Genomic DNA, 24,422 nt, shown 5'->3' with positions numbered 1-24,422 from the left:
AAATAAATATGGCAATCTTGAAGCAAGTTATTTTTCTAAAAACTCTGTAATTGCATTTTTGTTCTTCTCTTCGTCGAGTACAATGACTGACCCAGCATGACTATAGCGCTTAAATGAATATGTTCCTTCCACTGGAATTGTCATTTTTTCCATTTCTAACTTACCACTTACTAGTGCATCTAATACTCGTTTTGTTTTGTCAGAGCGTGAATAATCTGTTTGGATATATCCCTCTGTTGCGCCAATGAATTTAGGTAAATTTGGTATATTTTCTATGGATAATAGCTCATCTTTTAAGATTTCCATTACCAACTGTTGTCTTCCAACTCGTCCAAAGTCTCCTTCAGCATCCGAACGAAAACGAGCATAACCGAGCAATTCTTGTCCATTTAAGTTCTGTTGCCCCTTGGTTAATGTAACACCAATTTTCTCTGACATGTCCTTCTCTACATTAACTGGAACTCCATTCGGTGCAATTATGTCAACAAGGGATTCAAAGCTACTAAAATCGATTAATGCATAGTGATGAATTGGTAAATCGAACATCTCTTTCATAGTATCTTTCAATAACTGTACTTTCCCTAAATAGAAAGCTGTATTTAATTTATAGGATTTATTCCCAGGGATATCGGCATATATATCACGCATGAAAGAGATTACCTTAACATCATTATTTTGCTTATCCCAAGAAAAAATCATCATAGTATCTGTACGAGCTTTGTCTTCCCCTCTGGAATCTACACCTAAAACCAAGATGTTTTCTCGTTCACCTTGCTTAAGTACATCTCCTTTAAAGTCCATTGGTTCTTTTTTATCTGTGTCAGCTAATTTATAACCGCTAGAATATTGTGTAAATGTATAAATACCAACTCCTACAGCCAAAAATAATAAAATAACAAAAAGCATACGTCCTATTCTTGGACGTCTTTTTCTTCTACGTCTTCTAGTTTGTTGTAATTCTTCTTCCATCTTGAAATCTCCCCTTTATACCCTAATAATAACGTATTTCAGTTAAGAAAAGTTTCAGATTTTTGTACTACTACTAAACAAGTGGTAAAATCTATTTTACATAAGACAATACATCAATTAGTGAGAATAATAGGAGGAAAGATCATGGTAGAAACAGCAACTTTCGCAGGCGGATGTTTTTGGTGCATGGTAAAACCATTTGACACTTGGGACGGAATACATAAGGTAACTTCAGGATATATGGGTGGTCATCTTGATAACCCTACTTACGAAGACGTAAAAAAAGGAGATTCTGGTCATCTAGAAGTGGTAGAAATACAATTTGATCCAAGCATCTTCTCCTACAAAAAGCTATTAGAAATATTTTGGCAACAAATTGATCCTACCGATGATGGCGGTCAGTTCCAAGATCGAGGAGAAAGATATCGCACTGCTATATTTATTCATTCAGATGAACAACGAGAGCTTGCGGAGCAATCGAAAGAACAACTTGCAGCAAGTGGGAAGTTCTCTAAACCTATTGTTACCGAAATTCGTGATGCTAAAACATTTTATGAGGCAGAAGAGTATCATCAAGACTATTATAAGAAAAGCCCAACTCACTATAAAGAGGATCGTGCACAATCAGGTAGAGATGAGTTTATAGAAAAAAATTGGAAATAGAATTTTAGATCTACACCAACGAAAGTACCTCCAAAATTTTGGAAGACATCGGTTAATAAAGAAGAAATAAAATTTAGACGAAAACCACTTCAAAATTGAAGTGGTTTTCATCATTGTCTTGCAGTCCTTTATTCTCGTTAGATGAAAAGTTGGATAAGGGAGACACCCCAGTCCGCTCATAAACAGACAAAACCTGTTAAATAGAGGCTTAAAGCCAGAATATTTGCCCTAACCCTCATTAACAAAGGGATTCTGTATTTTGTTTATATTTCATGTTATAATAAGTTCATTGTGAATTTTAGGAGGTACTAGCATGATTGCAGTAAGTAACGTAAGTCTTCGTTTTGGTGATCGTAAATTGTTCGAAGACGTAAATATAAAGTTTACACCAGGAAACTGTTATGGTTTGATTGGTGCAAATGGAGCTGGAAAGTCAACATTTATCAAAATCTTGTCTGGTGAAATTGAACCGCAAGAAGGTAATGTTATTATGAATCCAGATGAACGTTTAGCTATTTTAAAACAAAATCACTTCGAATACGAAGAACACACTGTTTTAGAGACAGTTATGATGGGGCATAAACGTTTATATGAAGTAATGAATGAAAAAAATGCTATCTATATGAAAGAAGACTTTTCAGATGAAGATGGTATGCGTGCAGCCGAATTAGAAGGTGAATTTGCTGATTTAAATGGATGGGAAGCTGAATCAGAAGCAGCAATACTCTTACAAGGTCTTGGTATTCCTGATGACATGCACCAAAAGAAAATGGCTGACTTAACTGGTTCAGAAAAGGTAAAAGTTCTACTATCTCAAGCCCTTTTTGGCAAACCAGATGTACTTTTACTAGATGAGCCTACTAACCATTTAGATATTAAAGCTATCCAATGGCTAGAAGACTTCCTCATTAACTTTGAAAATACTGTAATTGTTGTATCCCATGACCGTCATTTCTTGAACAAAGTATGTACACATATTGCGGATTTAGATTTCAGTAAAATTCAAGTTTACGTAGGAAACTATGATTTCTGGTATGAATCGAGTCAATTAGCTTCTAAATTAGCTTCAGATCAAAATAGTAAAAAAGAAGAAAAAATCAAAGAACTACAGGCATTTATTGCTCGATTTAGTGCCAATGCTTCTAAATCAAAACAAGCAACATCTCGTAAGAAAATGCTAGACAAAATAGAACTAGATGATATTAGACCATCATCTCGTAAATATCCATATGTAAATTTCGCGATGAAACGTGAAATCGGTAATGATGTATTACAAGTTCAAGATTTAGGTCATTCAACAGAAGACAAAAAACTATTCTCTAATTTAAGCTTCACTATGAATAAAGAAGACAAAATTATTCTTTTAGGTGATGAATTAGCGAAGTCAGCTATATTACGTATCTTAGCTGAAGAAGAAGAACCAAAAGAAGGATCAATACGTTGGGGTATTACTACAACACGTGCCTACTTCCCGCTTGATAACGCAAAATACTTTGAAGGTAGTGAGCCTTCATTAGTAGACTGGTTACGCCAATATTCTCCAGATGATGAAAGCGAAACATTCCTTCGAGGATTCCTTGGCCGTATGCTTTTCTCAGGTGAAGAAGTAAAGAAAAAGCCTTCTGTTCTTTCTGGTGGAGAAAAAGTACGTTGTATGCTTTCAAAAATGATGCTTTCGGAATCGAATGTATTATTACTAGATGAACCAACGAACCACTTAGATCTTGAATCTATTCAAGCATTGAATAATGGACTTACATTATTCAAGGGTGCTATGATATTCACATCACATGACCATCAATTCATCCAAACAATTGCAAATCGCGTAATCGAAATTCGTGATGACGGATCTATCTTAGATAAACAATTGACTTACGATGAATTCTTAGAGTGGAAAGAAACACAAAACTTATAAGATAGATGAAATAAAGAGTACAGGATTGTGACATTGTGTCATGATCCTGTACTCTTTTTTTGTAATACTCTCGTTCTATCTTAGTTAATCTCTTCTGGTTTGTTGTTATAACAAATTATGAAAGTAATCAAAGTAAAATTTTTTGAAAGGATTAATTTTTAACTAATCTGTCCTTTTTTGAAGTCTTAATAAATCTACCGAGTAATGACCTTGTTGGTAATTTACCTAGTAATGAATCACTTGTTTCTGAGATATTCTTCAGGACGTTCAATAATTTATCGTCCCCTGCCCAATGTTCTTCAATCACTTCTGGTTTAAATTTATTTAATAACATGTTGACTACAAAAGTAGCTACAATTATATCGTCTATAAACCCACCTGGTCCAACTAATCCTTCAGGTAATACATCTAAAGGAGTGATGAAATACAAAATCCCACTACCAACGAGTGTTTTACTTTTGGCATCTAATCGTTCATCAAACATCGACTTCACTAATAAATGAAATAAATCCGGCGCAAACAGAAGATATGGAGTAAACTTCCCTGCTTTCCCCGATTTACTTTCTACATAATCTGTGATCTTAGAACGTAATTTTATATAGAAGTCTTGCTGCTCCTCATAAGTTGGTAGCTCTTTCTTGAGTTCTACATTCATCGCCATATCCCCTTCCTCTTTTCACTATACCAAAAAAAAGACAATTTGAAACATTATAAGCATTTCTTAAACTACTCAAAAATTTTATACAAGGGCTAAGAGAACTTATAAGTTAGGAAATAGATAACTCCGAAAAATTATTAAACGGTGATTCGTATCTATTTTCACGAACCACCTATTCTTTACTTAATTAAGTATTGGTTTAATGCTTGTTGCAGAGTAGCATAGGTTTTTGTTTCTTGATCAAACTTAATACCTAATTGAATCATTTGTCTAACAACATCCGGTCTTAAACCAGTAATAACTGTATCACAGCCCATCATCGAAGTACCATAAATAATTTTCATTAAATGATCTATTACCTCTATTTCCATTTTCGATATTCCCGATAAATCCATTATTAATGTTTGAATGTGTAAACGACCAATCTCGTTTAGTATTTTTCCCTCCATTATATTTGTTCTATAAGTATCCACTGATCCGATTAAAGGTAAGATACATATAGTTGGCGTAATCGGTATTATCGGAACCGAAAGCGCTTCCACTTCTTTTCGTTGTGAGGAAATAAGGGCATCTTTATATGTTGAGTAGTTAATAAAGAATTCATTTAAAAAGTAATCTATTTGATTATTAATTTGTTTTTCTAACTCAAAAAAGTCGTCGATAGCAATTAGTTGTACTTCATTGCTATATTTTTGAATAAAAGCCCACATCGTTCTCCTAATCGCTTGAATCCACTCCAACTTAAACGATAATGTTAAGGAAAATGTAGCCCATGCAATACCCTCTTGCCTTGAAAATGCACTAAGTTTATCCTGCTCATTTCCATCAATAATAAGATGAATAAGATTATGAGCATTATTGATCAGATCGATATCTCCAACTTTTAATATATCATCGATTTTCTCTCTAACATTCACAGCTTGGTTCAATAAATACTCTTCAAAATTTTGTTTGTTTGCCTGCAAATATTCTTTCAATTTATGATCAAGTAATGCCTCATCCAAAATTATTCCACCTATGAAAATAATAAACTAAGCTCTTTATACCCTCGGTGAAAATAATTAAACCTACTAATATTTAATCTATCTGAGTATGTATAAAACTATAAAATGTGAAAAAGAAGCACACCCTAACGGTGTACTTCTCTGTACTCTTATAGTTTTGTAACGTTTGCAGCTTGAGGTCCGCGGTTACCTTCAACTACTTCAAATTCAACTTTTTGTCCTTCTTCAAGTGATTTGAAGCCTTCTCCTTGAATTGCTGAGAAGTGTACGAATACGTCGTTTTCACCCTCTACTTCGATAAAACCAAAACCTTTTTCTGCGTTAAACCATTTAACTGTGCCTTGTTTCATTCTATTACCTCCAAAAAATTAATCAATACGTGAAAAAAATTCACATATTCCATGAAGTACCGATCTCACATCGATCACTTCATAGGATATGTGAATAATTAATACGGTATTTTTCACTTAAATTGTTAATTAAATTATATCAGTTGCTAGAATTTAGTCAATGAATATTTTCGCAATTCTAAATAGTTTGTTGCGTTTCATTCCATATTAGTCCATGATATATTTGTAAATCATCGTCACAAGAATCACAAAAACATACCTCTTTTTCTGACCAAAAAGCCCAGTATTTCTCATCCTTATTTGTTTCTTTTGGAAACATCTCCCGCAATTCCACGAGTTTACTATCTAAAAAGGATTTTGCCTCTGCTTCATTTTCAAAAACATGCTTTTCTACGATATACTGTTCCCAACCTTCAAAAAGCCACCAGGGCTCGTAGTCTGCCTTCATGTAAATTACTTCATACATTTTCATCGCCTCTAACATTTTTTATTAACTCATATTTTACTTCTCCAATATAAAATGTCTACTTAAACGGCTTAGGAATTTATAAATTGAAAATTCCTACTTTTTCAGTTAAGTTATAGATACCATTATTATTTACAAGTTAGGAGACTTAGTTATGAAAAAGCGAGCTTTTATTCAAATGCACGGGGATGTGGATGGAGTAGGTTTTCGATTTCTAGTGAAACAAAAAGCTCAATCACTTGGATTAAAAGGTAGCTGCAAACAGACGAACGACAAACTTATCGTTATTGATATAGAAGGCGATTCAGAACAGTTAGAAGAGTTTTTAGAATATATTCAAAAAGGTGTTTCACCTTTATCTCAAACAAATGCATTTAGTATTGAATTCTATGATGATTTAAAAGGTTATACCACAATGGAGTCAGATATCGTTTAAATCTTTATGTTAATGAAACCTTCTTCTGGTTGAATCGTATATAATAGTATAGAAAAAGTGAAACTTCAATCGATGGGGTTTTTCAAACCCACTGATTGTCAGTTGAGCCATTCAGGCTTTTACGGGCAGTTATCTCCCACTAATGCTTGGTACTTTGGCCCAAAACTTTAAGTGGGATAATTATTGCCCGTTAATACGGGATAAAAGGAGGTAACATCATGAGTGAAGTAATTCAAACCTTCATACGCCATTGCTTAAATATACCGATCATGATAACTTCTTGGTTTGTTTTCTTTTTTTCAATCGAAAGTGGATTTTTTTGGAGTTCCGCTTTAGCTATAGGTGTATATATTGTCACTAATTTTGCGATAAAGAAAATACAACAAAGAAGAATTATGAAAAAACATCAAATGACCCTTTCTGAGTATTTCCATATCCAACAGCAATTAAAAGAAGCAAATAAAAAGATAAAAGCGCTAAATAGTCAATATTTGAAGGTACGTTCTATTAGTTCGTTTAAACAATTATTTGAGATGAATCGATTAGCGAAACGAATTATATCACTTGTTAAATCTAATCCGAAGAAATTTTATCAGGCAGAAAATTTCTTTTATGCACATTTAGATTCGGCTGTAGAACTAACGTCAAAATATACGCTACTAGTTTCACAACCGGTGAAAAACAAGGATATGAAGTTAGCATTACAAGATACAAGAGATACATTAGAATCAATTAGTACAGTCATGGAAGATGATTTAAACAATGTACTTGCCTCTGATGTAGAGCACCTTAAGATGGAATTAGACTTTGCAAAATTATCCGTTAAAACAAAGGAAAAACCTTTATATTTAGAAGGAGAATCAGAAGATGAGCGAAAAGTTATCGAATACAAGTGAAGATATATTAATGGACGAATTATTATCTAGTCCATTTAATTTGGATACTACTAAAACACAAGCAGCTTCTACAGAAACAGAAGCTACTCCAACTAAATTGATAGATCGATTAACAGAAGCGGAACAACAAAAGGCTCGACAATTAGCAGAGCAGATTCCTGCTGGTGACTATGAAGCCATTCTAACTTATGGTGCTAATGCACAGTCGGAGCTTACACGGTTTTCTCACCAAATGTTAGATCATGTTCAAAAGAAGGATATAGGGCCTGTTGGAGATATTTTAAGTGATTTAATGAAAAAATTATCTGAGATTAATCCAGAGGAGCTATCCACCGAGAAAAAGTCGGGTATTAAAAAATTGTTTAGTCGTGTCAATCGCTCCGTTCAAGAACTAATGACTAAGTATCAGAAACTTAGTACACAAGTAGACCGTATTGGTATTCAATTGGAGCATTCCAAACGGGGACTTGTTGAGGATGTTCAAATGCTCAATAAACTCTACGATCAAAATAAAACTTATTTCCAGGCATTAAACGTCTACATTGCTGCAGCAGAATTAAAGCGAGATGATATAGTAAACGTCACTATTCCAGAGTTAAGGCGTAAAGCAGAGCTATCTAAAGATCAAATGGCATTTCAAGAAGTAAATGACATGGCTCAATTTGTCGACCGATTAGAAAAGAGAGTTTATGATTTGCAGTTATCTCGACAAATAACAATTCAAAGTGCACCACAAATACGTATGATCCAACAAACAAACCAAACACTTGCCGAAAAAATACAGTCATCTATTATGACATCTATCCCACTTTGGAAAAATCAAATCGCTATAGCTTTAACTTTAAATCGGCAGCAAAAAGCTGTTGCTGCACAAAAACAAGTAACTCAAACAACGAATGACCTATTACTTAAAAACTCTGAGATGCTAAAAGTTAATAGCATTGAAACTGCAAAAGAAAATGAACGAGGTATTGTAGAAATCGATACATTGAAAAAAACTCAGGAAAACTTATTACAAACAATTGAAGAAACTATGCGTATACAAGCAGATGGACGCGTAAAACGTAAAGCGGCAGAAATAGAAATTGGTCGTATGGAAGAAGAATTGAAACAACGTCTGCTTCTTATAGCTGACCAGTCTAAAAACCGCTCTTCCTAATATATGAAGCGCCGTTGATTTGATAACACATATACCACAAATAAAAAGAATTCATTTTAAAATCATCTTGATTTTAAATGAATTCTTTTTTATGTCGCAATAATCTTCAGAATGACTTTAACATGTTTTTCTTACTCTCTTCATTAAAAACTATTACTTCATGGGAAGCATCATAGGAATCACCATAAAAATCCTCATCTTTATAAGTGTGGATATTTTCGTACGTCCATTTCATTGCTTCATAAATTGCATACTCATCTTCATCTGATGGCGACCAATATAAAATTTCCAAAATAGTATTTTCACCTGTTGCAAGAGAACGTCTTGAATAACCAATACGGGTAGCATGTTTGAATTCTTCACGTGCATAAAATCTTAGACGTTTTTCTGAATCCGAATCTTCGTAGTTAATAGGCTCTACTTCCAATAGAATTACCTTATTTTTTTCTTTTAATTGATTCAATAATTTCCGTCCAAGGCCTTCTCCCCGAGCTTCCTTAGAAACAAATAAATAATCCACAAAGACGAAGTTCTCAAATTCAACGTACATTAATACATGCTTTGGCCCCTCATCTTTTATATAAACATTTCCCTTTTCAGCTAAAAGTGTTTCCATATGATCTCTTGATTTCATCTCATCGACCGGAAAGTATTGATTGAGCTTTTCATACCAATTCATTCGGAACATTTCTCCTTCCAAAATTGTATTTTGCTCGGTTTTTTTATTTTTTTAGAGAAACAAAATTGCCGAGAAAAATCCTCGATTATATTTATTCCCTATTTTCCGGGTCATAAACATATTAAGCTCTCTCTAACAGTAATTCTCTATTTTCTTAGGAACCTTGCACAACAAGATGGAGCATTTTGCGTAGTAATCTAAGTGTTTCCTCGGAAAACTTTTCTAAGGAAGAAGCAGTTGCTGATTTCTTGCCAAAAATTAAGCGAAACAAATTCAATTGCTCCTCTGTAGCCTCATGATCATTTAAAAATAGATGTAAAACGTTTATACCAAGCTGCTTTTGCTCTAACACTGCTTCTGCGGTATCCATAATACCATTCTGGGCATAACCAAATGCAGAGGGTTCCCCATCCGAAAATACAAGCAGGAACTTATGATTCTCTGCTCTATTCTCTAATCGTTTCCCCAGCCATCTTATTGCAAAGCCATCTCTGTTATCTTCATGGGCAATCATGGAAAGAATGTCTAAACCGTTATCCATTTGACCATCCTCTAACTTATGAATCCATTCAAATGCGTTTGGTTGGGAAATTTCCGTTGCTTCATAGGCATCTTCATAATGAAGTACAATTTCATGCGTAATTTTCAGCTCTCTTAATACATCATGAAAAAGTAAAACTGCCTTTTTAGTTTCATCCATTTTGTCTTGCATAGAAGCAGATCCGTCTACTAACAAACCAAATACGGCATTTAACTGGATACTCGGAGCATCTTTTTTATAAAAAGGTTTAGGTCTTTCATCTGTCCAAAGAGGCGTCAATTTTGTAGATAATCTCCCTTTTGTAAGGTTTGTACGCTTATCTATTCGCTTTTGATCTAAACGTTTTTTCATTTCTTGCACAAAAGCCTTTAGAAATGGTGCATGCTCCTGACGATACTTGTATAGTAGATTCTTATTGTCAGAAGCGTCAGTGATTGCAATACGCTGTTCCTTATAAACGACGTTTATATGTTCTTTACCGAAAGACTTACCAGCTTTTTTCAAATCACTGGATTGATCATTAGAGGATTGATCCACCTGTCCTACCTTACTATTTCCGCTAGATTGGCCTTTACCAGTCATCGTAATCTCATGACCTTCTTGTCCTTCCTCAGCCTCAATGGCTTGTTCTGCTTTTCCATCTCTTCCATGCTCAAGTTCATATTGAAGGTGGACTCCATTCTCCTGCTCATTTTCCCGATGCCAAGATCTAAATATCTCTTCAATCGTATCTTTCTTATCTTCTTCACCGAGTTCAGCGTTTTTTACCCCTCTATGATAATGAAAATCCTTTGGTGGTAAACTGGTGTAAGAAATAATTGCGTAATATTGCAGTAAGCTATCCTCTTTCACATATTCGTTTAAAAGAAAATACAGCTGAAAAACTAAATCAATAGACTGCTGAGTTGTTTTAGATTCATATACTTTTTGAATAATATTATTTGCTAGCTTAAACGAATCTGGTCCTTGTACATACATCGTGCCCTCATATAGGGAAATATATAAATAACTGATAAAAGCATCTGCTAAGAAACCTTTCTGTATATTTACACGTAGCTGCTGTTTATGAAAATCCAAATATGTTTTTATGCGAGTTTTAAATGTTTTTTGCGTACCAACTCTTTTTTCCTGAACCACTTCAACCAGTCGAAATTCTTCTATACAAAATAATAACTGATCCATGAATTTTGATAGTTCAGTTGGTTTTTCTTCTAGAAAATCCTGCCATATTAGCACATCAAAATACTTCCAAAATCCTTCTGACATCAGAAAAATATCGGACAATCTACCTTCATGCATCACTTGTTCATCCCGATGTCTCCAAAACACACTTATAGAAATAGTTTGATCCACAGGTTGAAATTCGATTAGTTTTCGTTCATTTATTGCTAATAACGTATTTTTTGTTAAAGCTTTTGCAACATTTTCATAATGCATTAGCTGTCTTGCATCAATAGTTTCATTATTGAACTGTATAAACCTGTCAACTGAATCCATTTATTTCCCTCACTTTATCCAAGAAGAAGCCAATGCTAACACAAGTTGTTTTTCTTGGTCATCCTCTAGCTTTTCAGCGATAGCATAAGTTATAGCTCTTACTGGATCCATATATAATGCCAATTCTGTTGCATATAGCAAACTTCTAATAGATGCCGCTTCCTCTGAAAGCAAACCTTGTTTTACTTGTTCCATCAAATCATCTGCTAGGTTTAACATAAGAGTATGTAATGTCTTCGGTGCTGTTGGGAACATCTCCTGCCATAGTTTTTCAAGATGCTCACCGGATATATAAGGAACGGAAAAGGTTACGAAACGATTTTTTAGTGCTTCATTCATGGGTGTTGTGCCGATATAACCTTCATTGATCGCAGAAATCACCGAAAAATCAGGATGTGCCTTTATAACTTCTCCAGTAAAAGGGTTTGTTAGCATGCGTCTATAATCGAGCACACTATGCAATATAGGAAGAGTCTCTGATTTAGCCATATTGATCTCATCGATATATAAAATATGTCCTTTCTTCATCGCTTCAACTACAGGACCATCAACAAAATCAATTTCACTCACACCATCATTAGTTACGATTGTTTTAAATCCTAGTAAAGCCTCCGCATCTAAATCCACCGAACAGTTTATACTTTGGATCGGCTGAGTAAAGAAAGCTGAAACTGTTTCAGCAAGCTTTGTTTTACCTGCACCGGTTGGACCTTTTAGCAAAACTGGCTTTTTTAAAGAAACAGCGATAAGCACGTCCTCTAGTAAATGTTCTTCTGGCGAAAGATATCCACCAGCTCCAATAAGTGCTCTGTCTTGTTCAATATGTACTCTATTTAATCTCTTCTGTTGTTCTACCTTTACGATGTCTACCATATTCTACTCTTGTCTCCTTATGAAAAAAAACCGATGAGTTCACATCGGTTTTTTTATTGAAAATATTCTTTGTAGTAACCGCCAACTTTTCCAGTGTTGTCAATAACAAATATAAATTCTTCTGTTTCATTTTTAACTTCATATGTTTTTCCAACGGTAAGTACATTACTCACAAGAAATTTTTTAGCATCTGTATGAGAACACGTCACTGTTTTGATAGTTGGCTTTGTAGCCCAATTAGTATGTATCATATAACCACTTCCTTTATAACTAGTATACGGTTCAGGAGAACTTTTTTCAATTAATCATTGAACGAAAAGAGGAGAAAATTATATAGTTCCTCTTTCCGGTTTTATTATGGGAACAATTGCTAGCACATTATCAATTCTAAATGTTCGTTTCGCATGCTGTTTAAAACAGTATGCATGGAATAAATCTCCTTGTACTTTTAATAACCTAATTTTACGCTTACTTATTTCACCAACTTTTGAGATATACATCATATCGACAATCCAACCGCGATTTAAATATTTAACCAAATCATTTCCCACAATTGTTCCCTCCTTTTTACAGTGTATGCGAACGTACGTTTTTTCATCTACGATTTCTGCTTATTTTTTACAAGTTCTTTTAATTGGTTTAATACAATCGCAAATCTTTCATTTTCCGTTTCCACTCGGAAATTTTGAAAAGGATTTCCTTCATATTTTATACGATCTAACACATGTGGAATCAAAAATTCATCTGGTCTCAAGGACTCTCTAACCTCCTCCCATTTCAATGGAGTCGCAATAAGTCCCAAATTATTCCCTCTTGGTGAAAATGGAGAAATGATAGTTTTTCCTTCTTTATGTTGAACATAATCCAAATATAATTTATTCCCACGATTCTTTTTCAACCTTTCAGTAGTGAACCATTTTGGTTCCTGCTCCACTAAAAACTCTGATATAAACTTAGTGAAAATACCAGTTTCTTCATATGAAAAACTATCCTCCTCTAGTGGAACATATATCTGAATTCCTTTTCCACCAGAGGTTTTCACATAGGATTTAAGCTGAAATTGATCAAATATAACTTTCATCTGTTGAGCAGCTTCCACTGCTAATGAGAACTCATGAACCGAGGGTGGATCCAAGTCAAATACAATCTCTGTAGGATTAGTCGTATTTACAGTTTGAAAAGGAACATGAAATTCTAATACAAGCTGGTTTCCTAACCAAAGTAAGGTATCTAAATCATTACATAAAATATATTTAATATCTTCTATTTGCTTTGTCATAACAAAATCCGGAACATAATCTGGACTATTTTTCTGATAGAAGCTTTCACCTGCTACACCATGCGGAAAACGAATTACAGTAAGAAGCCTATCCTTTAAAAAAGGTAAAATATATGGCGATATGCGTTGTAGATATAAAAGGTAATCATCTTTTAGTATTCCCGCATCTGGCCATATAGGTTTATCAGGATGTGTTATTTTAGTAGATGATGGTAAAGGATATAACTGCTTTTGCATTTGTTGCCAATTACAATCCTGTATAGGTTTATTCAGATTAAACGAATGGAATCTTTGTTCTCTTAACTTTTTACCATCAAAATCAATACAGGCAATTTCTATGCAAATAGACGGTTCTAACTCCCAAATATTATTGGATAGTTTTGTTCCATTCGTTTGAAATAATTCTGTTAAGGTACTTAACTCCATTTCGGATAGTCCGTGACGAAACGTAGCGATTTCAACTAATGAGTCCTCTTGATAAAGTGCACCATGAAAAAATCCATTATTTTTATCGTACTTAGTTAAAATGACACTAATAAATCTCCAGTTTTTAATTTTCAACCATTTTTTAGTGCGTTCCGCGCTATTCCATGTACTGCTTTTTTGTTTAGCGATTAAGCCTTCCCCATTATTTGAGACTATTGTATTCCACAATAATGTATTTTCCTCATAAACATCAATCATCTGTAGCTTATTTATATCTTGATAATTTATAGATATAGGCAACTGAACTTTGTTAAACAGTCGACCCATCTGTTGCTTTCGCTTTATCAATGAAAGTTTAGTTAAATCCTTACCTTTATATTTGAGTAAATCAAACACAATATAATGACAAGCAAATATTTCTGCATTATTCTTAATGGTCTCGAAATTTTGCATTCTTCCTCTAGTTTGCACCTTTGAAAAGTCACTTTGAAAGTTATTTATTAAACATACTATTTCCCCATCCATTGTTAGTGGTAAAAAAGATTTGATTTTATTATAAATTTCATTACAGAATTTAATAATCTCTGGAAACATATCGTTTAGCAATTTTCCGTTTCTGCTTTTAAGTAAAGGCTCATTATCCCATTCCAAAATGCATCGAAATCCATCATATTTCGCTTCGTACAGCCAATCATTTCCTACAGGAATTTCTGTCGAAGCTGTTAAAAGCATGGGCATCATTTATATTCCTACCTCCACAGTTTTTTCTTAGTTTTCATATTTAATCTACTTTTGATACATAAAAGACGTAAAAGATTGCATAGTAAGAAGAAAATGAAAAAGTGGTGAGCATAATGCATACAGTTTGGAAAGGAAGTATCAGCTTTGGTTTAGTTAATATCCCCATTAAGCTACATGCAGCAACAGAAAATAAGGATATTAAATTACGTCAACTCCACAAGGATTGCCATACCCCAATTAGCTATGAAAAGGTTTGTGAAGGCTGCAAACAAGAAGTGAAGAATGAGGATATCGTCAAGGCATATGAATACTCTAAAAACAAATTTGTAATTTTAGATGCAGAGGAATTGGAAAAACTGAAAAAAGAAAATGAGGATAAGGCTGTAGAAATAATTGACTTCGTAAAATTAGAAGAAATAGACCCTATTTACTTTGAACGAAGTTATTTTATGGCTCCTGATAGTGGTGGTGGAAAAGCATATTCACTTTTAAGAGAAGCACTCCATGAATCGGGTAAAATTGGTGTAGCTAAAATTATGATTCGTTCGAAAGAGCAACTAGCAATCGTACGAGTATACAAGGAAACTTTAATCATGGAAACAATACATTTTCCCGATGAAGTCCGTAATACTGCAGATGTACCTAATATTCCCTCTGAACAAACTGTAGTAAAAAAAGAACTGGATACAGCACTAATGCTTGTAGAACAATTAACCACAGTGTTTGAACCGGAAAAATACACAGATGAATACAGAACTGCTTTGATGGAGCTAATAGAAGAGAAAAAGGCTGGAAATAATGTTGTAATGACAAGCGAAAAACAAACAGAATTACCTTCAAATGTGACAGATCTTATGTCTGCACTACAAGCTTCTCTTGACAATACAAAAAAGAAAAAACCTACAACAAGAAAAAGAGCTCCGAAAGCTAAAACCTCTTGATGAATCTGAGGACCTTTGTACAGAATTTTTTTATATATTTTTAAATAGAATTCAAAAACGCAAAAATGCTTAAATTAGCATTCTTGCGTTTTCAACTTTCTATGTTGTAATTAGAATTTTTCTATAGCTTTAGTGCAATCAGATCATCAGACCTTGTTTCTTTTATACTAAGAATTCAATTACATGTTCTAGATTTGTAGTATAGAGAAGTGTATTGGTAAAACCATACATCGTATTATGTTCAACTACAAGATATTCATCAAGATGAATAGTACCGAATATTTTTTTCCATTTGAGTTTCTTTTCCATCTTTTTTGTCTCTTCATTGACTCTATCCTTTTTGATTGTGTACAACTCGTATCGTTATTGAACTAAACCGGCTCGTTTGAATAGGGGAATATTTTCTTAATTTCATACTAATATTAACATAATTATCCAGCACAAGATTATTAAGGGAAACCCATTCCTACATTCATTAACAATTTAAATACAACTGTATGCAACGTTTAGAAATACTCTTTAAGTATCTAAAATAAAAGAAAATTTCCCTGATTAAAATGACGATATGAAGATATCCGTGATAGTTACTCTTGTCGTTAAGGATACATAAGTCCTAAGTTAATTTCTTTTTTAGTAATAGGTAATATTAGAGATAATGGTTGGCTACATAATAATCCTTCAATTGATATTCTCAACTTTTCTTCATAAAATAAATCAGGGTTGTTTTGGAGACATATATGCTATTGTTAAATTTAATTGACTTAATTTTAAAAGTGTGTATAATACAAGGTAATTGCATAGGTAAAATGTTTTCTAGGGTTCCGCTACAGTCAATGTTGGTCTGGTCCGAGAGAAAACTCACGGCTATGCTGTGTCACGGAAGGATAAAAGCCTGGGAGAAACTGTTTTTACAGTTATCTCTTAGGCTTTTTTTTTTTTTGAGAAACTATAAAATTGGAGGTGTATTTTAATGAATACTGAATGGACTAAAGTATATATTGCTGCTTTATTTGAAGTATTATGGGTGATTGGTCTAAAACATGCTGATGACTTTTGGACTTGGACTGGAACAATTATTGCTATATTCATCAGTTTTTATGTAATGATCATGGCAGGACGAAAACTTCCTGTGGGTACTGTATATGCTGTTTTTGTTGGATTAGGAACTGCGGGGACTGTTTTTTCTGAAATTTTATTCCTTGGTGAACCTTTTAGAATGGAGAAGATACTTTTAATTCTACTTTTATTGGTAGGAGTAATTGGTTTGAAATTAGTTACAAAGGACAAAGTTCAGAAAGGGGATGAAACTTAATGGCATGGATTTCTTTAATTTTAGCGGGAGTGTTTGAAATGTTTGGTGTAATAATGATAAATAGATTGCATCAGGATCCTAAATGGCAATCAATAATTTTATTAATTTTGGGGTTTGGAGCTAGTTTTATTTTTCTTGCTTATTCAATGAAAACACTACCAATGGGAACAGCCTATGCAATTTGGACAGGAATTGGTGCGTCTGGTGGAGCAATTCTAGGTATGGTTTTATATGATGAATCAAAAGACTGGAGAAGACTTGTTTTTATAGGAATGGTTTTAAGTGCAGCAATAGGTCTAAAACTTGTATCATAGGATATTTTATGATGAAGATAATTTATTTTTATTTTATTACAAATTATCTTCATTATTATTCTATGAATCGTGAAGCTAGTATAAAAGGTACTTAATTAAAAACTCATAGTTAATAGCAATATTACAGTAAAGAATAAAAGACAGATGTTTTGACAGCTTAGAGAATGGAATCAAGAGAAGATTGGTAAGTAAATCTGTACCTCTTCCTCTCCCTCTTCGATCGGATGATATGTCTCTACAATATAACTTTCAAAGTTTTGTGTATGACCTTGCTCTTCTGCCCACCTCAATAACTGAGAATGTAGATTACCGATATTTGATATTTTCCCTCTAGTTGAGACATAATCGTGAGCAATTTCAATAAAATCCATTCCAATAGGAACTTCTTTTAAAGAATCTTTCACTTTCAATCCCACATAATATTCGCCCTCATGGTGATCACTACCCCTTTTTGGTTCAAATAGAGCAATTTCAATTCCTAGATGATTTTGTATTTCGTCAGACCGACTTATTAATTGCTTTGCAAGTTTTGGGACTTCTATACTCAAGTTCTCAAATGCCCCTCTGCCTTTAATGCCTACCACTTTAAATTCTACCTTAACACTTTTAAACTCCATCGTAACCCCTCCAAATAACCTAATATATTTGTGCCATACTAAATAGATATCTCTTATTATTCTACTCAAATATATAGAAACCCTTCTTTTGGATTTCTTATTTAACTAGTAATTTTGGAACTTTTTAAAGTATTGGAAATATAGGTGGTAGATTAAAACTAGAACTGATTTTTGTATTAATCCAAGAACAAATATCTCTATAGAAAAAGACTCCCATTTGGGAGTCTTTTTTTTATAGATATTATGATTCTAATAAAAGATCTTCTGGATTTTCAAGTAACTCTTTAACTGTTTTCAGGAATCCAACAGAATCTTTACCATCGATTACACGGTGGTCATAAGATAATGCTACGTACATCATTGGACGGATTTCAATTTCATTTCCAATAGCAACTGGGCGTTTTTGGATTGTATGCATTCCTAAAATACCCACTTGTGTACCATTTAGAATTGGTGTTGACATTAGTGATCCGAAAACCCCACCGTTAGTGATAGTGAAAGAACCGCCAGACATATCTGATAGAGCTAATTTGTTATCACGAGCTTTTTTAGCTAGTTCCCCGATATTAGCTTCGATTTCTGAGAAGTTTTTACGATCTGCATCACGAACGATCGGTACTACAAGACCACCTTCTGTAGAAACAGCAATACCAATATCATAGAAATTATTTTTTACAATGTCAGTTCCGTCAATTTGAGAATTAACGTATGGATATTTTTTAAGTGCAGCAACTACCGCTTTAGTAAAGAAAGACATAAATCCTAGACGAACATCGTGATCCTCAAAGAATTTATCTTTTTTACGTGAACGCAATGCCATAACATTTGTCATATCAATTTCATTGAAAGTTGTAAGCATAGCAGTATTTTGTCTTACTTCTAATAAACGTGATGCAATAGTTTGACGACGACGAGACATTTTTTCTCGAGTTGTTCGGCCGTCATCTTCTTTTGTAGCACTTGCTGCTGATGCAGGTGCTGCTTTTGTAGGAGTTGGTGCAGAACCATGAGCTGAAACATCTTGTACACGAACGCGACCCATTGGATCTACTGGTGAAATTTCACTTAAATTAATGCCTTTTTCACGAGCTAATTTACGCGCTGCAGGACTAGCAATAGTGCGGTCTTGCTCATTTGTAGTTTCCTCAGCAACTGGTGCTTTAGGTGCTTCAGTAGCTTTTACCTCTTCTTTTGCCTCAGACTGTGCAGCAGGTGCAGGTGCTGATGCAGTTGAACCTGAACCTGCTCCTACTACTGCGATTACTTGCCCTACTTGTACTGTATCTCCTTCAGCAGCTAGAAGTTCACTTACTACTCCAGCTTCTTCAGAAATAACTTCTACATTAACTTTATCTGTTTCAAGTTCTACGATGAACTCACCTTTTTCAACTGTATCACCCGGTTGTTTTAACCACTGTGCAATGGTACCCTCTGTAATCGATTCTGCTAACTCTGGAACAATAATTTCTGCCACTTCAATTTCCTCCTCTTATCTTTCCTAACTTATAAGCTCTTTAATGTTTCTTCAATTATCCGCGTTTGTTCGACTTTATAAGTATCGCCGTCACCTTCAGCAGGGCTTGCTCTATGCACTCGACCAACATAAGTAATTTCTTGATCTTTTGCTATTTCTAATAAATATGGTAGAGCAAAGTTCCAAGAGCCCATGTTTTGTGTTTCTTCTTGAGCCCATACAAGTTGCTTCACATTCGGATAACGAGACACAATTTCCTGTATTTTTTCTTGTGGGAATGGATACAGTTGTTCAACACGTACAATATGAACATATTCAAAATCTGCTCCATCTTTTACTTTGTCTGCCAAGTCTATTGCAAGTTTACCACTAACAAAAACAATTTTCTCTACTTTTTCTACTTGTTCACCTAAACCTGGTTGCTCAATAATTGTTTCAAATTGACCTGTAGTCAATTCAGACACATCCGCTCCAACTAAAGGATGACGTAATAATGACTTTGGTGAAACAATTATTAATGGACGAATTGCTTCATCTTTAAGCATTTTTGCTTGTCTGCGTAAAATATGGAAATAGTTAGCAGCACTTGATAGATTGGCTACAGTCCAGTTATTTTCAGCAGCTAGTTGTAAATAACGTTCTAAACGTGCACTAGAGTGTTCGGATCCTTGGCCTTCTGCTCCATGTGGCAATAGCATTACTAAACCAGATTTAAGCCCCCATTTAGCGCGTGCCGAACTGATAAAGTTATCAAACATTACTTGAGCCATATTAGCGAAGTCACCGTATTGTGCTTCCCAAATAGTTAGTGAGTTATTATCTTCTAAATTATAGCCAAATTCATACCCTAGAATAGCCGCTTCTGTAAGAGGACTATTGTGCACAACGAATGATGCTTTCCCATCACTTATGGAATGAATTGGTGTTAATTCAGCTCCAGTTTTTTCATCATGGAGTACTAAATGTCTATGTGAGAATGTCCCACGTTGAGCATCTTGACCAGATAAGCGAATAGAATTACCATCTTGTAAGATTGTTGCAAATGCTAGTGTTTCTGCATGGCCCCAGTCAACTTTCCCCTTACCTTTAAATGGTTCTTCACGGCGCTTTAATATTTTTGCTAATTTTTTGAATGCGTTAAAATCAGAAGGCCAAGTAAGCAACTCTTCATTAATTTTAGCAAGCTTACTTTCTTCAACACCTGTTTGAAGTTCTGGAATACCATCTAAAACTACCTGAGGTACTACAATTTCATGAGCCGTTGATTGTGGAAGTTCTTTAACACGATCATAAGCTTGTTGCATTCCAGCGAAAACCGATTCATCCAACGTTTTAACTTCTGAAGAATCCATTAAACTTTCTTCCACTAACTGCTGTCCATATAATTCACGAACAGTTGGATGCTTATGAATAGAATGATACATAGCAGGATTTGTTACTAGCGGCTCATCCATTTCGTTATGACCATAGCGACGATAACCTAATAAGTCAATTACAATATCTTTTCCAAATTTTTGGCGATATTCATGAGCAAACTTAGCAACTCCAACTACTGCTTCAGGATCATCAGCATTCACATGCACTACAGGTACTTCATATCCTTTTGCTGGATCAGAAGAATAGTTAGTAGAGCGTGAATCATAATGTTCTGTGGTAAAACCAATCATATTATTCGCAATTATATGGATAGAACCACCAGTTTGATATCCACGAACTCTGCTATAATTCAAAACTTCAGTTACTACCCCTTGCCCTGGGAATGCAGCGTCACCATGCACTAGTATAGCAAAAGCAGCATTTTTATCTTGAACAGGGTAACCAGCAGCATCAGTTGTTTCTTGTGCGGCACGTGTTTGACCTGTAACAATTGGACTAACCACTTCAAGATGTGAAGGATTATAAGCAAGTTTTACTGTTAAACCAGATTGCGAGCGGTAACTTGCTCCTTTATGGTATTTAACATCCCCGAACCAGCCCTCAGAAAGTTCCAATGAACCATCTTTTGGTAAAAAAGAGTCAGTAGGTACATGGGCAAATTCCGCAAACATCATTTCATATGGTTTGTTAAGAACATGAGTTAACACATTTAAACGACCACGATGTGCCATACCAATATTTACTTGCTTAGTTTTTGTTCTATCTGATTGACGAACTAACTCATCCATTAATAATACTAAAGAATCTAATCCTTCAATTGAGAAGCGTTTTGCTCCTACAAATGTTCGATGAATGAATTTCTCGAATCCTTCAACTTGTGTTAAACGTTTAAGTAATTGTTTTTTGTCTTCAGTTGAAATTTTTTCTTTCACATTGCCTTTTTCTATCTTCTCTTGTAACCAAGCACGTTCATCTGAGTTGACAATATGAGCAATTTCAAATGCAATCTTATCAGAATACATTGAACGTAAATGTTCAATTGCTTGTAATCCATTCATAATATTTGCTGGTGCATTGCGGATTAGGAATGATACAGGTACTTCTCTCAAATCTTGCTCAGTTAAACCATAAGTACCTAGATTCATCTTAGAATCTTCTTTTGGCCCATCATTTAATGGATAAATATTAGCAGTTAAGTGACCATGAGTGCGAATTGCATCTGCAAGCTGAATTGCGTTAATCACTTTCTCGAAATTATTCGGCTCGACTGCTGGTGTATCAGAGTTATTAGATGAAGCAGAAGCCGGAATCTTAGGTGCACCGTATTGCTGAAATAACTGTACTAATTCAGGATCTACATCGTCAGGAGACTGTAAAAATACATCATACTGCTCCATCACATAACCAAGGTTCGGACCAGAAAAAGCTGACCAAGGTGTTTGATTGTTCGACATTTAAAAAAACCTCCAACATTTTGTGCCTTCTAGGCATTTATAAAAAAATACATTTTAATGGATAAAAAAGTTCCAGTATATATAGAACATAATACACGCAAATACACGTATATAGTTTACCTCTTTTTTATATATCTCAAACTATCCTTATATAAGAACAATTTTTCCATCTCAATCTTACTACTATAGGAAAAAAATACAATGGTTTTTTTCAAAAAAATAAAGTAATTTGTCATATTTTTTATACTTTTACACTGAATCATTATTCACTTGTTAATTTAGGGAATAAAATGTAAAATTTTGTACCTTTACCTTTTTCACTTTCCACTGAAATTGTACCGCCGTATTCATCTATCAAGCTCTTGGTTATACTTAATCCTAACCCTGAACCACCATTACTTTTAGTTCTCGCTTCATCAACTATAAAAAAGCGTTCAAAAATTTTAGGTAACAAGGAATCTTTGATACCAACTCCATTGTCTTCCACTGTAATTTGCACTTGATCTGTGTAATTTGCAACAATCACCCTGATATATGGTTGATTATCATTATATTTTATCGCATTTTCTATTAGATTACGCAGAATTTGCTCTAAAGCAGTAGGCGGAACAGGTACTTTTATTTGTTCATCTCCAAGAATTTCTATTGTTGTCCCAGTTGATAAATGTAAATAACTTTGCTGTAGCTGTTGAAGGATATTTATTACAGTAGTTGCTTCCTTCATGTTATTATGCTCATTTTTTGCAAGCTTTAACATTTCTTCGATTAATAACTTCATTTTTTGTATTTCAGAGAGGGATATCTCCAGGGAATCATCTAGTATGGAGCGATCTTCTTTTCCCCAGCGATTCAATAGCGATAAGTGCCCCTCCACGACCTGTACGGGGGTACGTAATTCATGGGAAACATTTTGGATAAATTCTTCTTGTCTTGTAATCGTTTTAGATACTTCATCCATCAATTCCTTGTAAATTTTTAAAAGCTCTCCGATTTCATCCTCATTGTCATATTGAAAACTCACTTTTTGGGTGAACTTAGTCTGTTTCGCAAGCTGCATCTCATCTCTTAATTCCTTAATTGGCTTCAGCAATATCGAGGATAGTACAAAGGCTATCAACGCAGATAGAACTAGTGCAATGATTGTGAATATGCCCATAGCAATTAATATATAATTCATGAGCTGAGAAAAACTTTCTAAACTATGAGAGATTTGTACATATCCTTTAAATAATCCAAAGTCTATCTCTGCTACCTTATGAAAAACTAGTTTTCCATCTATCTCTTCTCTAACAAATTCCTCCGTTTGGAATGTACTTGTTTCTGGAAACTCGCTTGCATCATTGATTCTAAGAATCTCTATGCCATCGTCGTTTAAGATACGAACCGATTGTTTTTGATTGACCAATTGTTTGAGTAAAGTCCTATTTTTTTGAATATCTTGTATGGAAATAATGGGTCCATTAGAAATAAAAAAATGAGAAACTTCATCTAATGTATTCTGGGCAATTTTTTTCTCGGAAATTTGCAACCAATTGAAAAGAGAAAAATATAATATAATACACATCATAAGAAAGCTTAAAAATATGGAAATCGCGGAAGCATACGTCCATTTTCGTTGTAAAGTCCAATGTCTAATCATCTCATAACATACCCTACGCCTCTAACCGTTTCAATTATTGCAGCAATTTCAGCAGGCAGTTTTTTTCTCAAATGCCTTATGTATACATCCACTACATTTGTTTCAACCTCAACATCATATCCCCACACTTTTTCCAAAATGGCATCTCTAGACAACACCATATTATAATTTTCCATTAAATAGACGAGCATATCATACTCAGTTTTTGTTAATTCAATTTCTTTTCCATCATAGAAGACTTGATGAGCTTTCTGTTCAATAGTTAGACCTTGGATTGTCAATTCACTTTTACCATCTACTGCTGAGGGCTCTACCCTTCTTAGAACTGCTCGTATTCTTGCTAATAGCTCTTCGATAGCAAATGGTTTCACCACATAGTCATCTGCTCCAGTCTCTAGGCCGGATACACGATCTATAATCGCGTCTCTGGCAGTGATTAGTATAATAGGCGTACTTTTCTTTTTGCGTACACGTCGACATATTTCTAATCCGTTCAAATTTGGTAGCATGACATCGATTAGCATAAGATCGTAATCATGATTTAAAGCTAAATCTGCTCCTTCTCGCCCATCATTAGAAACAGTAACTAGAAAATTTTCATGCTTTAGCTCAAGCTCCACAAACTTCGCAATATTTACTTCATCTTCTATTAATAAAATATGTTGTGTCATCTCCTACATTCCTTTCTATACTTGTTCCTTTGTTCACCTATCATAGGACAAATGAAAGAAAAAGCCGTTCT

25 protein-coding genes and 1 riboswitch are annotated in these 24,422 nt (G+C 34.2%); of the genes, 8 read left to right on the top strand and 17 right to left on the bottom strand.

Translation table 11 applies throughout. The annotated features are described in order from the left end of the window. Nucleotides 1-27: 27 nt before the first annotated feature. Nucleotides 28-969 (bottom strand): LCP family protein, encoded by a 942-nt coding sequence (locus tag MKY60_RS09300; protein WP_340929583.1) that lies wholly within the window; start codon nucleotides 967-969, stop codon nucleotides 28-30. Between the two features lie 144 nt (nucleotides 970-1,113). On the opposite strand from MKY60_RS09300, the gene msrA reads away from it, so the two are divergent. Both msrA and MKY60_RS09290 read left to right on the top strand, forming a co-directional pair. Beyond that, on the top strand, nucleotides 1,114-1,632 hold the full coding sequence (gene msrA / locus MKY60_RS09295; RefSeq protein WP_090561385.1) for a peptide-methionine (S)-S-oxide reductase MsrA: 519 nt from the start codon (nucleotides 1,114-1,116) through the stop codon (nucleotides 1,630-1,632). Nucleotides 1,633-1,945: 313 nt separating this feature from the next. Further along, complete coding sequence (locus MKY60_RS09290; RefSeq protein WP_093494800.1) at nucleotides 1,946-3,547, top strand: ABC-F family ATP-binding cassette domain-containing protein; 1,602 nt, start codon at nucleotides 1,946-1,948, stop codon at nucleotides 3,545-3,547. 151 nt (nucleotides 3,548-3,698) lie between these two features. Here the strand turns inward: MKY60_RS09290 and MKY60_RS09285 are convergent, their stop codons facing one another. From MKY60_RS09285 to MKY60_RS09270, 4 genes are all read right to left on the bottom strand, one after another. Then, nucleotides 3,699-4,202, bottom strand: coding sequence for a YkvA family protein (locus tag MKY60_RS09285; RefSeq protein WP_093494799.1), 504 nt, complete (start codon nucleotides 4,200-4,202; stop codon nucleotides 3,699-3,701). 182 nt (nucleotides 4,203-4,384) lie between these two features. Next, nucleotides 4,385-5,209, bottom strand: coding sequence for an STAS domain-containing protein (locus MKY60_RS09280; RefSeq protein ID WP_340879568.1), 825 nt, complete (start codon nucleotides 5,207-5,209; stop codon nucleotides 4,385-4,387). Nucleotides 5,210-5,358: 149 nt separating this feature from the next. After that, entirely contained in the window at nucleotides 5,359-5,559 is a 201-nt protein-coding gene (locus MKY60_RS09275; protein WP_090561394.1) for a cold-shock protein, read from the bottom strand. A gap of 178 nt (nucleotides 5,560-5,737) precedes the next feature. Beyond that, the gene (locus tag MKY60_RS09270) at nucleotides 5,738-6,025 is read right to left on the bottom strand and encodes a DUF1033 family protein (protein WP_241599834.1); all 288 of its coding nucleotides are present in this window, start codon (nucleotides 6,023-6,025) and stop codon (nucleotides 5,738-5,740) included. A 154-nt stretch (nucleotides 6,026-6,179) separates the two neighbouring features. Between MKY60_RS09270 and MKY60_RS09265 the strand changes: the two genes are divergently transcribed. From MKY60_RS09265 to MKY60_RS09255, 3 genes are all read left to right on the top strand, one after another. Beyond that, complete coding sequence (locus MKY60_RS09265; RefSeq protein ID WP_093494797.1) at nucleotides 6,180-6,461, top strand: acylphosphatase; 282 nt, start codon at nucleotides 6,180-6,182, stop codon at nucleotides 6,459-6,461. Between the two features lie 218 nt (nucleotides 6,462-6,679). Further along, entirely contained in the window at nucleotides 6,680-7,357 is a 678-nt protein-coding gene (locus MKY60_RS09260) for a 5-bromo-4-chloroindolyl phosphate hydrolysis family protein (RefSeq protein WP_093494796.1), read from the top strand. Next, nucleotides 7,329-8,516 (top strand): toxic anion resistance protein, encoded by a 1,188-nt coding sequence (locus MKY60_RS09255; protein WP_340929582.1) that lies wholly within the window; start codon nucleotides 7,329-7,331, stop codon nucleotides 8,514-8,516. The genes MKY60_RS09260 and MKY60_RS09255 overlap by 29 nt, the downstream gene beginning before the upstream one ends. Before the next feature lie 106 nt (nucleotides 8,517-8,622). On the opposite strand, the gene MKY60_RS09250 is transcribed toward MKY60_RS09255, so the two are convergent. From MKY60_RS09250 to MKY60_RS09225, 6 genes are all read right to left on the bottom strand, one after another. Continuing rightward, nucleotides 8,623-9,195, bottom strand: coding sequence for a GNAT family N-acetyltransferase (locus MKY60_RS09250; protein ID WP_093494794.1), 573 nt, complete (start codon nucleotides 9,193-9,195; stop codon nucleotides 8,623-8,625). Between the two features lie 154 nt (nucleotides 9,196-9,349). Next, nucleotides 9,350-11,233, bottom strand: a complete 1,884-nt coding sequence (locus MKY60_RS09245; protein ID WP_340929581.1) for a vWA domain-containing protein — start codon at nucleotides 11,231-11,233, stop codon at nucleotides 9,350-9,352. 9 nt (nucleotides 11,234-11,242) lie between these two features. Further along, a complete protein-coding gene (locus MKY60_RS09240) occupies nucleotides 11,243-12,106 on the bottom strand; it encodes a MoxR family ATPase (protein WP_340929579.1) in 864 nt (287 codons plus the stop codon). Nucleotides 12,107-12,159: 53 nt separating this feature from the next. Further along, on the bottom strand, nucleotides 12,160-12,357 hold the full coding sequence (locus MKY60_RS09235) for a DUF6501 family protein (RefSeq protein ID WP_269921057.1): 198 nt from the start codon (nucleotides 12,355-12,357) through the stop codon (nucleotides 12,160-12,162). A gap of 78 nt (nucleotides 12,358-12,435) precedes the next feature. Next, nucleotides 12,436-12,657 (bottom strand): transcriptional regulator, encoded by a 222-nt coding sequence (locus MKY60_RS09230; RefSeq protein ID WP_093494790.1) that lies wholly within the window; start codon nucleotides 12,655-12,657, stop codon nucleotides 12,436-12,438. Nucleotides 12,658-12,704: 47 nt separating this feature from the next. Further along, nucleotides 12,705-14,552 carry a DNA ligase D gene (locus MKY60_RS09225; RefSeq protein WP_340929576.1) on the bottom strand — a complete coding sequence of 616 codons (1,848 nt, stop codon included), beginning with the start codon at nucleotides 14,550-14,552 and terminating at the stop codon, nucleotides 12,705-12,707. Nucleotides 14,553-14,665: 113 nt separating this feature from the next. On the opposite strand from MKY60_RS09225, the gene ku reads away from it, so the two are divergent. Beyond that, nucleotides 14,666-15,493 carry a non-homologous end joining protein Ku gene (gene ku / locus MKY60_RS09220; protein WP_093494788.1) on the top strand — a complete coding sequence of 276 codons (828 nt, stop codon included), beginning with the start codon at nucleotides 14,666-14,668 and terminating at the stop codon, nucleotides 15,491-15,493. Between the two features lie 162 nt (nucleotides 15,494-15,655). On the opposite strand, the gene MKY60_RS09215 is transcribed toward ku, so the two are convergent. Continuing rightward, nucleotides 15,656-15,802: a hypothetical protein gene (locus MKY60_RS09215; RefSeq protein WP_340929575.1), complete on the bottom strand. Its 147-nt coding sequence runs from the start codon at nucleotides 15,800-15,802 to the stop codon at nucleotides 15,656-15,658. 493 nt (nucleotides 15,803-16,295) lie between these two features. Next, a riboswitch (guanidine-I (ykkC/yxkD leader) is annotated at nucleotides 16,296-16,394 on the top strand. 69 nt (nucleotides 16,395-16,463) lie between these two features. On the opposite strand from MKY60_RS09215, the gene MKY60_RS09210 reads away from it, so the two are divergent. Both MKY60_RS09210 and MKY60_RS09205 read left to right on the top strand, forming a co-directional pair. Further along, nucleotides 16,464-16,805, top strand: coding sequence for a DMT family transporter (locus tag MKY60_RS09210; protein WP_340879564.1), 342 nt, complete (start codon nucleotides 16,464-16,466; stop codon nucleotides 16,803-16,805). Then, a complete protein-coding gene (locus tag MKY60_RS09205; protein WP_093494785.1) occupies nucleotides 16,805-17,119 on the top strand; it encodes a DMT family transporter in 315 nt (104 codons plus the stop codon). The genes MKY60_RS09210 and MKY60_RS09205 overlap by 1 nt, the downstream gene beginning before the upstream one ends. 170 nt (nucleotides 17,120-17,289) lie before the next feature. Here MKY60_RS09205 and MKY60_RS09200 read toward each other — a convergent pair whose 3' ends face one another. From MKY60_RS09200 to MKY60_RS09180, 5 genes are all read right to left on the bottom strand, one after another. Next, the gene (locus MKY60_RS09200; RefSeq protein ID WP_340879563.1) at nucleotides 17,290-17,736 is read right to left on the bottom strand and encodes a GyrI-like domain-containing protein; all 447 of its coding nucleotides are present in this window, start codon (nucleotides 17,734-17,736) and stop codon (nucleotides 17,290-17,292) included. 241 nt (nucleotides 17,737-17,977) lie between these two features. Next, entirely contained in the window at nucleotides 17,978-19,210 is a 1,233-nt protein-coding gene (odhB, locus tag MKY60_RS09195; protein WP_241599825.1) for a 2-oxoglutarate dehydrogenase complex dihydrolipoyllysine-residue succinyltransferase, read from the bottom strand. Between the two features lie 29 nt (nucleotides 19,211-19,239). Continuing rightward, nucleotides 19,240-22,041 (bottom strand): 2-oxoglutarate dehydrogenase E1 component, encoded by a 2,802-nt coding sequence (locus MKY60_RS09190; RefSeq protein ID WP_340929574.1) that lies wholly within the window; start codon nucleotides 22,039-22,041, stop codon nucleotides 19,240-19,242. A 262-nt stretch (nucleotides 22,042-22,303) separates the two neighbouring features. Then, nucleotides 22,304-23,680: a HAMP domain-containing sensor histidine kinase gene (locus MKY60_RS09185; RefSeq protein WP_340929572.1), complete on the bottom strand. Its 1,377-nt coding sequence runs from the start codon at nucleotides 23,678-23,680 to the stop codon at nucleotides 22,304-22,306. Further along, on the bottom strand, nucleotides 23,677-24,351 hold the full coding sequence (locus MKY60_RS09180) for a response regulator transcription factor (RefSeq protein WP_093494780.1): 675 nt from the start codon (nucleotides 24,349-24,351) through the stop codon (nucleotides 23,677-23,679). Before MKY60_RS09180 ends, MKY60_RS09185 begins: the two co-directional genes overlap by 4 nt. Between the last annotated feature and the right edge of the window lie 71 nt (nucleotides 24,352-24,422).

It is taken from the genome of Psychrobacillus sp. FSL K6-1415, assembly GCF_038003185.1.
GTDB classification, from domain to species: domain Bacteria; phylum Bacillota; class Bacilli; order Bacillales_A; family Planococcaceae; genus Psychrobacillus; species Psychrobacillus psychrodurans.
Note: the sequence above shows the minus strand (reverse complement) of the source record. Positions and strands in the feature narration are given on the sequence as shown.

Excerpts from the sequence above, each read along its gene's own strand:
- MKY60_RS09285 (WP_093494799.1), bottom strand. The coding sequence starts at position 4,202 with ATGAATGTAGAACTCAAGAAAGAGCTACCAACTTATGAGGAGCAGCAA.
- MKY60_RS09205 (WP_093494785.1), top strand. The coding sequence starts at position 16,805 with ATGGCATGGATTTCTTTAATTTTAGCGGGAGTGTTTGAAATGTTTGGT.
- MKY60_RS09265 (WP_093494797.1), top strand. The coding sequence starts at position 6,180 with ATGAAAAAGCGAGCTTTTATTCAAATGCACGGGGATGTGGATGGAGTA.
- MKY60_RS09255 (WP_340929582.1), top strand. The coding sequence starts at position 7,329 with ATGAGCGAAAAGTTATCGAATACAAGTGAAGATATATTAATGGACGAA.
- MKY60_RS09245 (WP_340929581.1), bottom strand. The coding sequence starts at position 11,233 with ATGGATTCAGTTGACAGGTTTATACAGTTCAATAATGAAACTATTGAT.
- MKY60_RS09240 (WP_340929579.1), bottom strand. The coding sequence starts at position 12,106 with ATGGTAGACATCGTAAAGGTAGAACAACAGAAGAGATTAAATAGAGTA.
- ku (WP_093494788.1), top strand. The coding sequence starts at position 14,666 with ATGCATACAGTTTGGAAAGGAAGTATCAGCTTTGGTTTAGTTAATATC.
- MKY60_RS09200 (WP_340879563.1), bottom strand. The coding sequence starts at position 17,736 with ATGGAGTTTAAAAGTGTTAAGGTAGAATTTAAAGTGGTAGGCATTAAA.
- MKY60_RS09290 (WP_093494800.1), top strand. The coding sequence starts at position 1,946 with ATGATTGCAGTAAGTAACGTAAGTCTTCGTTTTGGTGATCGTAAATTG.
- MKY60_RS09210 (WP_340879564.1), top strand. The coding sequence starts at position 16,464 with ATGAATACTGAATGGACTAAAGTATATATTGCTGCTTTATTTGAAGTA.
- MKY60_RS09180 (WP_093494780.1), bottom strand. The coding sequence starts at position 24,351 with ATGACACAACATATTTTATTAATAGAAGATGAAGTAAATATTGCGAAG.
- msrA (WP_090561385.1), top strand. The coding sequence starts at position 1,114 with ATGGTAGAAACAGCAACTTTCGCAGGCGGATGTTTTTGGTGCATGGTA.
- MKY60_RS09190 (WP_340929574.1), bottom strand. The coding sequence starts at position 22,041 with ATGTCGAACAATCAAACACCTTGGTCAGCTTTTTCTGGTCCGAACCTT.
- MKY60_RS09275 (WP_090561394.1), bottom strand. The coding sequence starts at position 5,559 with ATGAAACAAGGCACAGTTAAATGGTTTAACGCAGAAAAAGGTTTTGGT.
- MKY60_RS09185 (WP_340929572.1), bottom strand. The coding sequence starts at position 23,680 with ATGATTAGACATTGGACTTTACAACGAAAATGGACGTATGCTTCCGCG.
- MKY60_RS09235 (WP_269921057.1), bottom strand. The coding sequence starts at position 12,357 with ATGATACATACTAATTGGGCTACAAAGCCAACTATCAAAACAGTGACG.
- MKY60_RS09225 (WP_340929576.1), bottom strand. The coding sequence starts at position 14,552 with ATGATGCCCATGCTTTTAACAGCTTCGACAGAAATTCCTGTAGGAAAT.
- MKY60_RS09300 (WP_340929583.1), bottom strand. The coding sequence starts at position 969 with ATGGAAGAAGAATTACAACAAACTAGAAGACGTAGAAGAAAAAGACGT.
- MKY60_RS09270 (WP_241599834.1), bottom strand. The coding sequence starts at position 6,025 with ATGTATGAAGTAATTTACATGAAGGCAGACTACGAGCCCTGGTGGCTT.
- MKY60_RS09215 (WP_340929575.1), bottom strand. The coding sequence starts at position 15,802 with ATGGAAAAGAAACTCAAATGGAAAAAAATATTCGGTACTATTCATCTT.
- MKY60_RS09260 (WP_093494796.1), top strand. The coding sequence starts at position 6,680 with ATGAGTGAAGTAATTCAAACCTTCATACGCCATTGCTTAAATATACCG.
- MKY60_RS09250 (WP_093494794.1), bottom strand. The coding sequence starts at position 9,195 with ATGAATTGGTATGAAAAGCTCAATCAATACTTTCCGGTCGATGAGATG.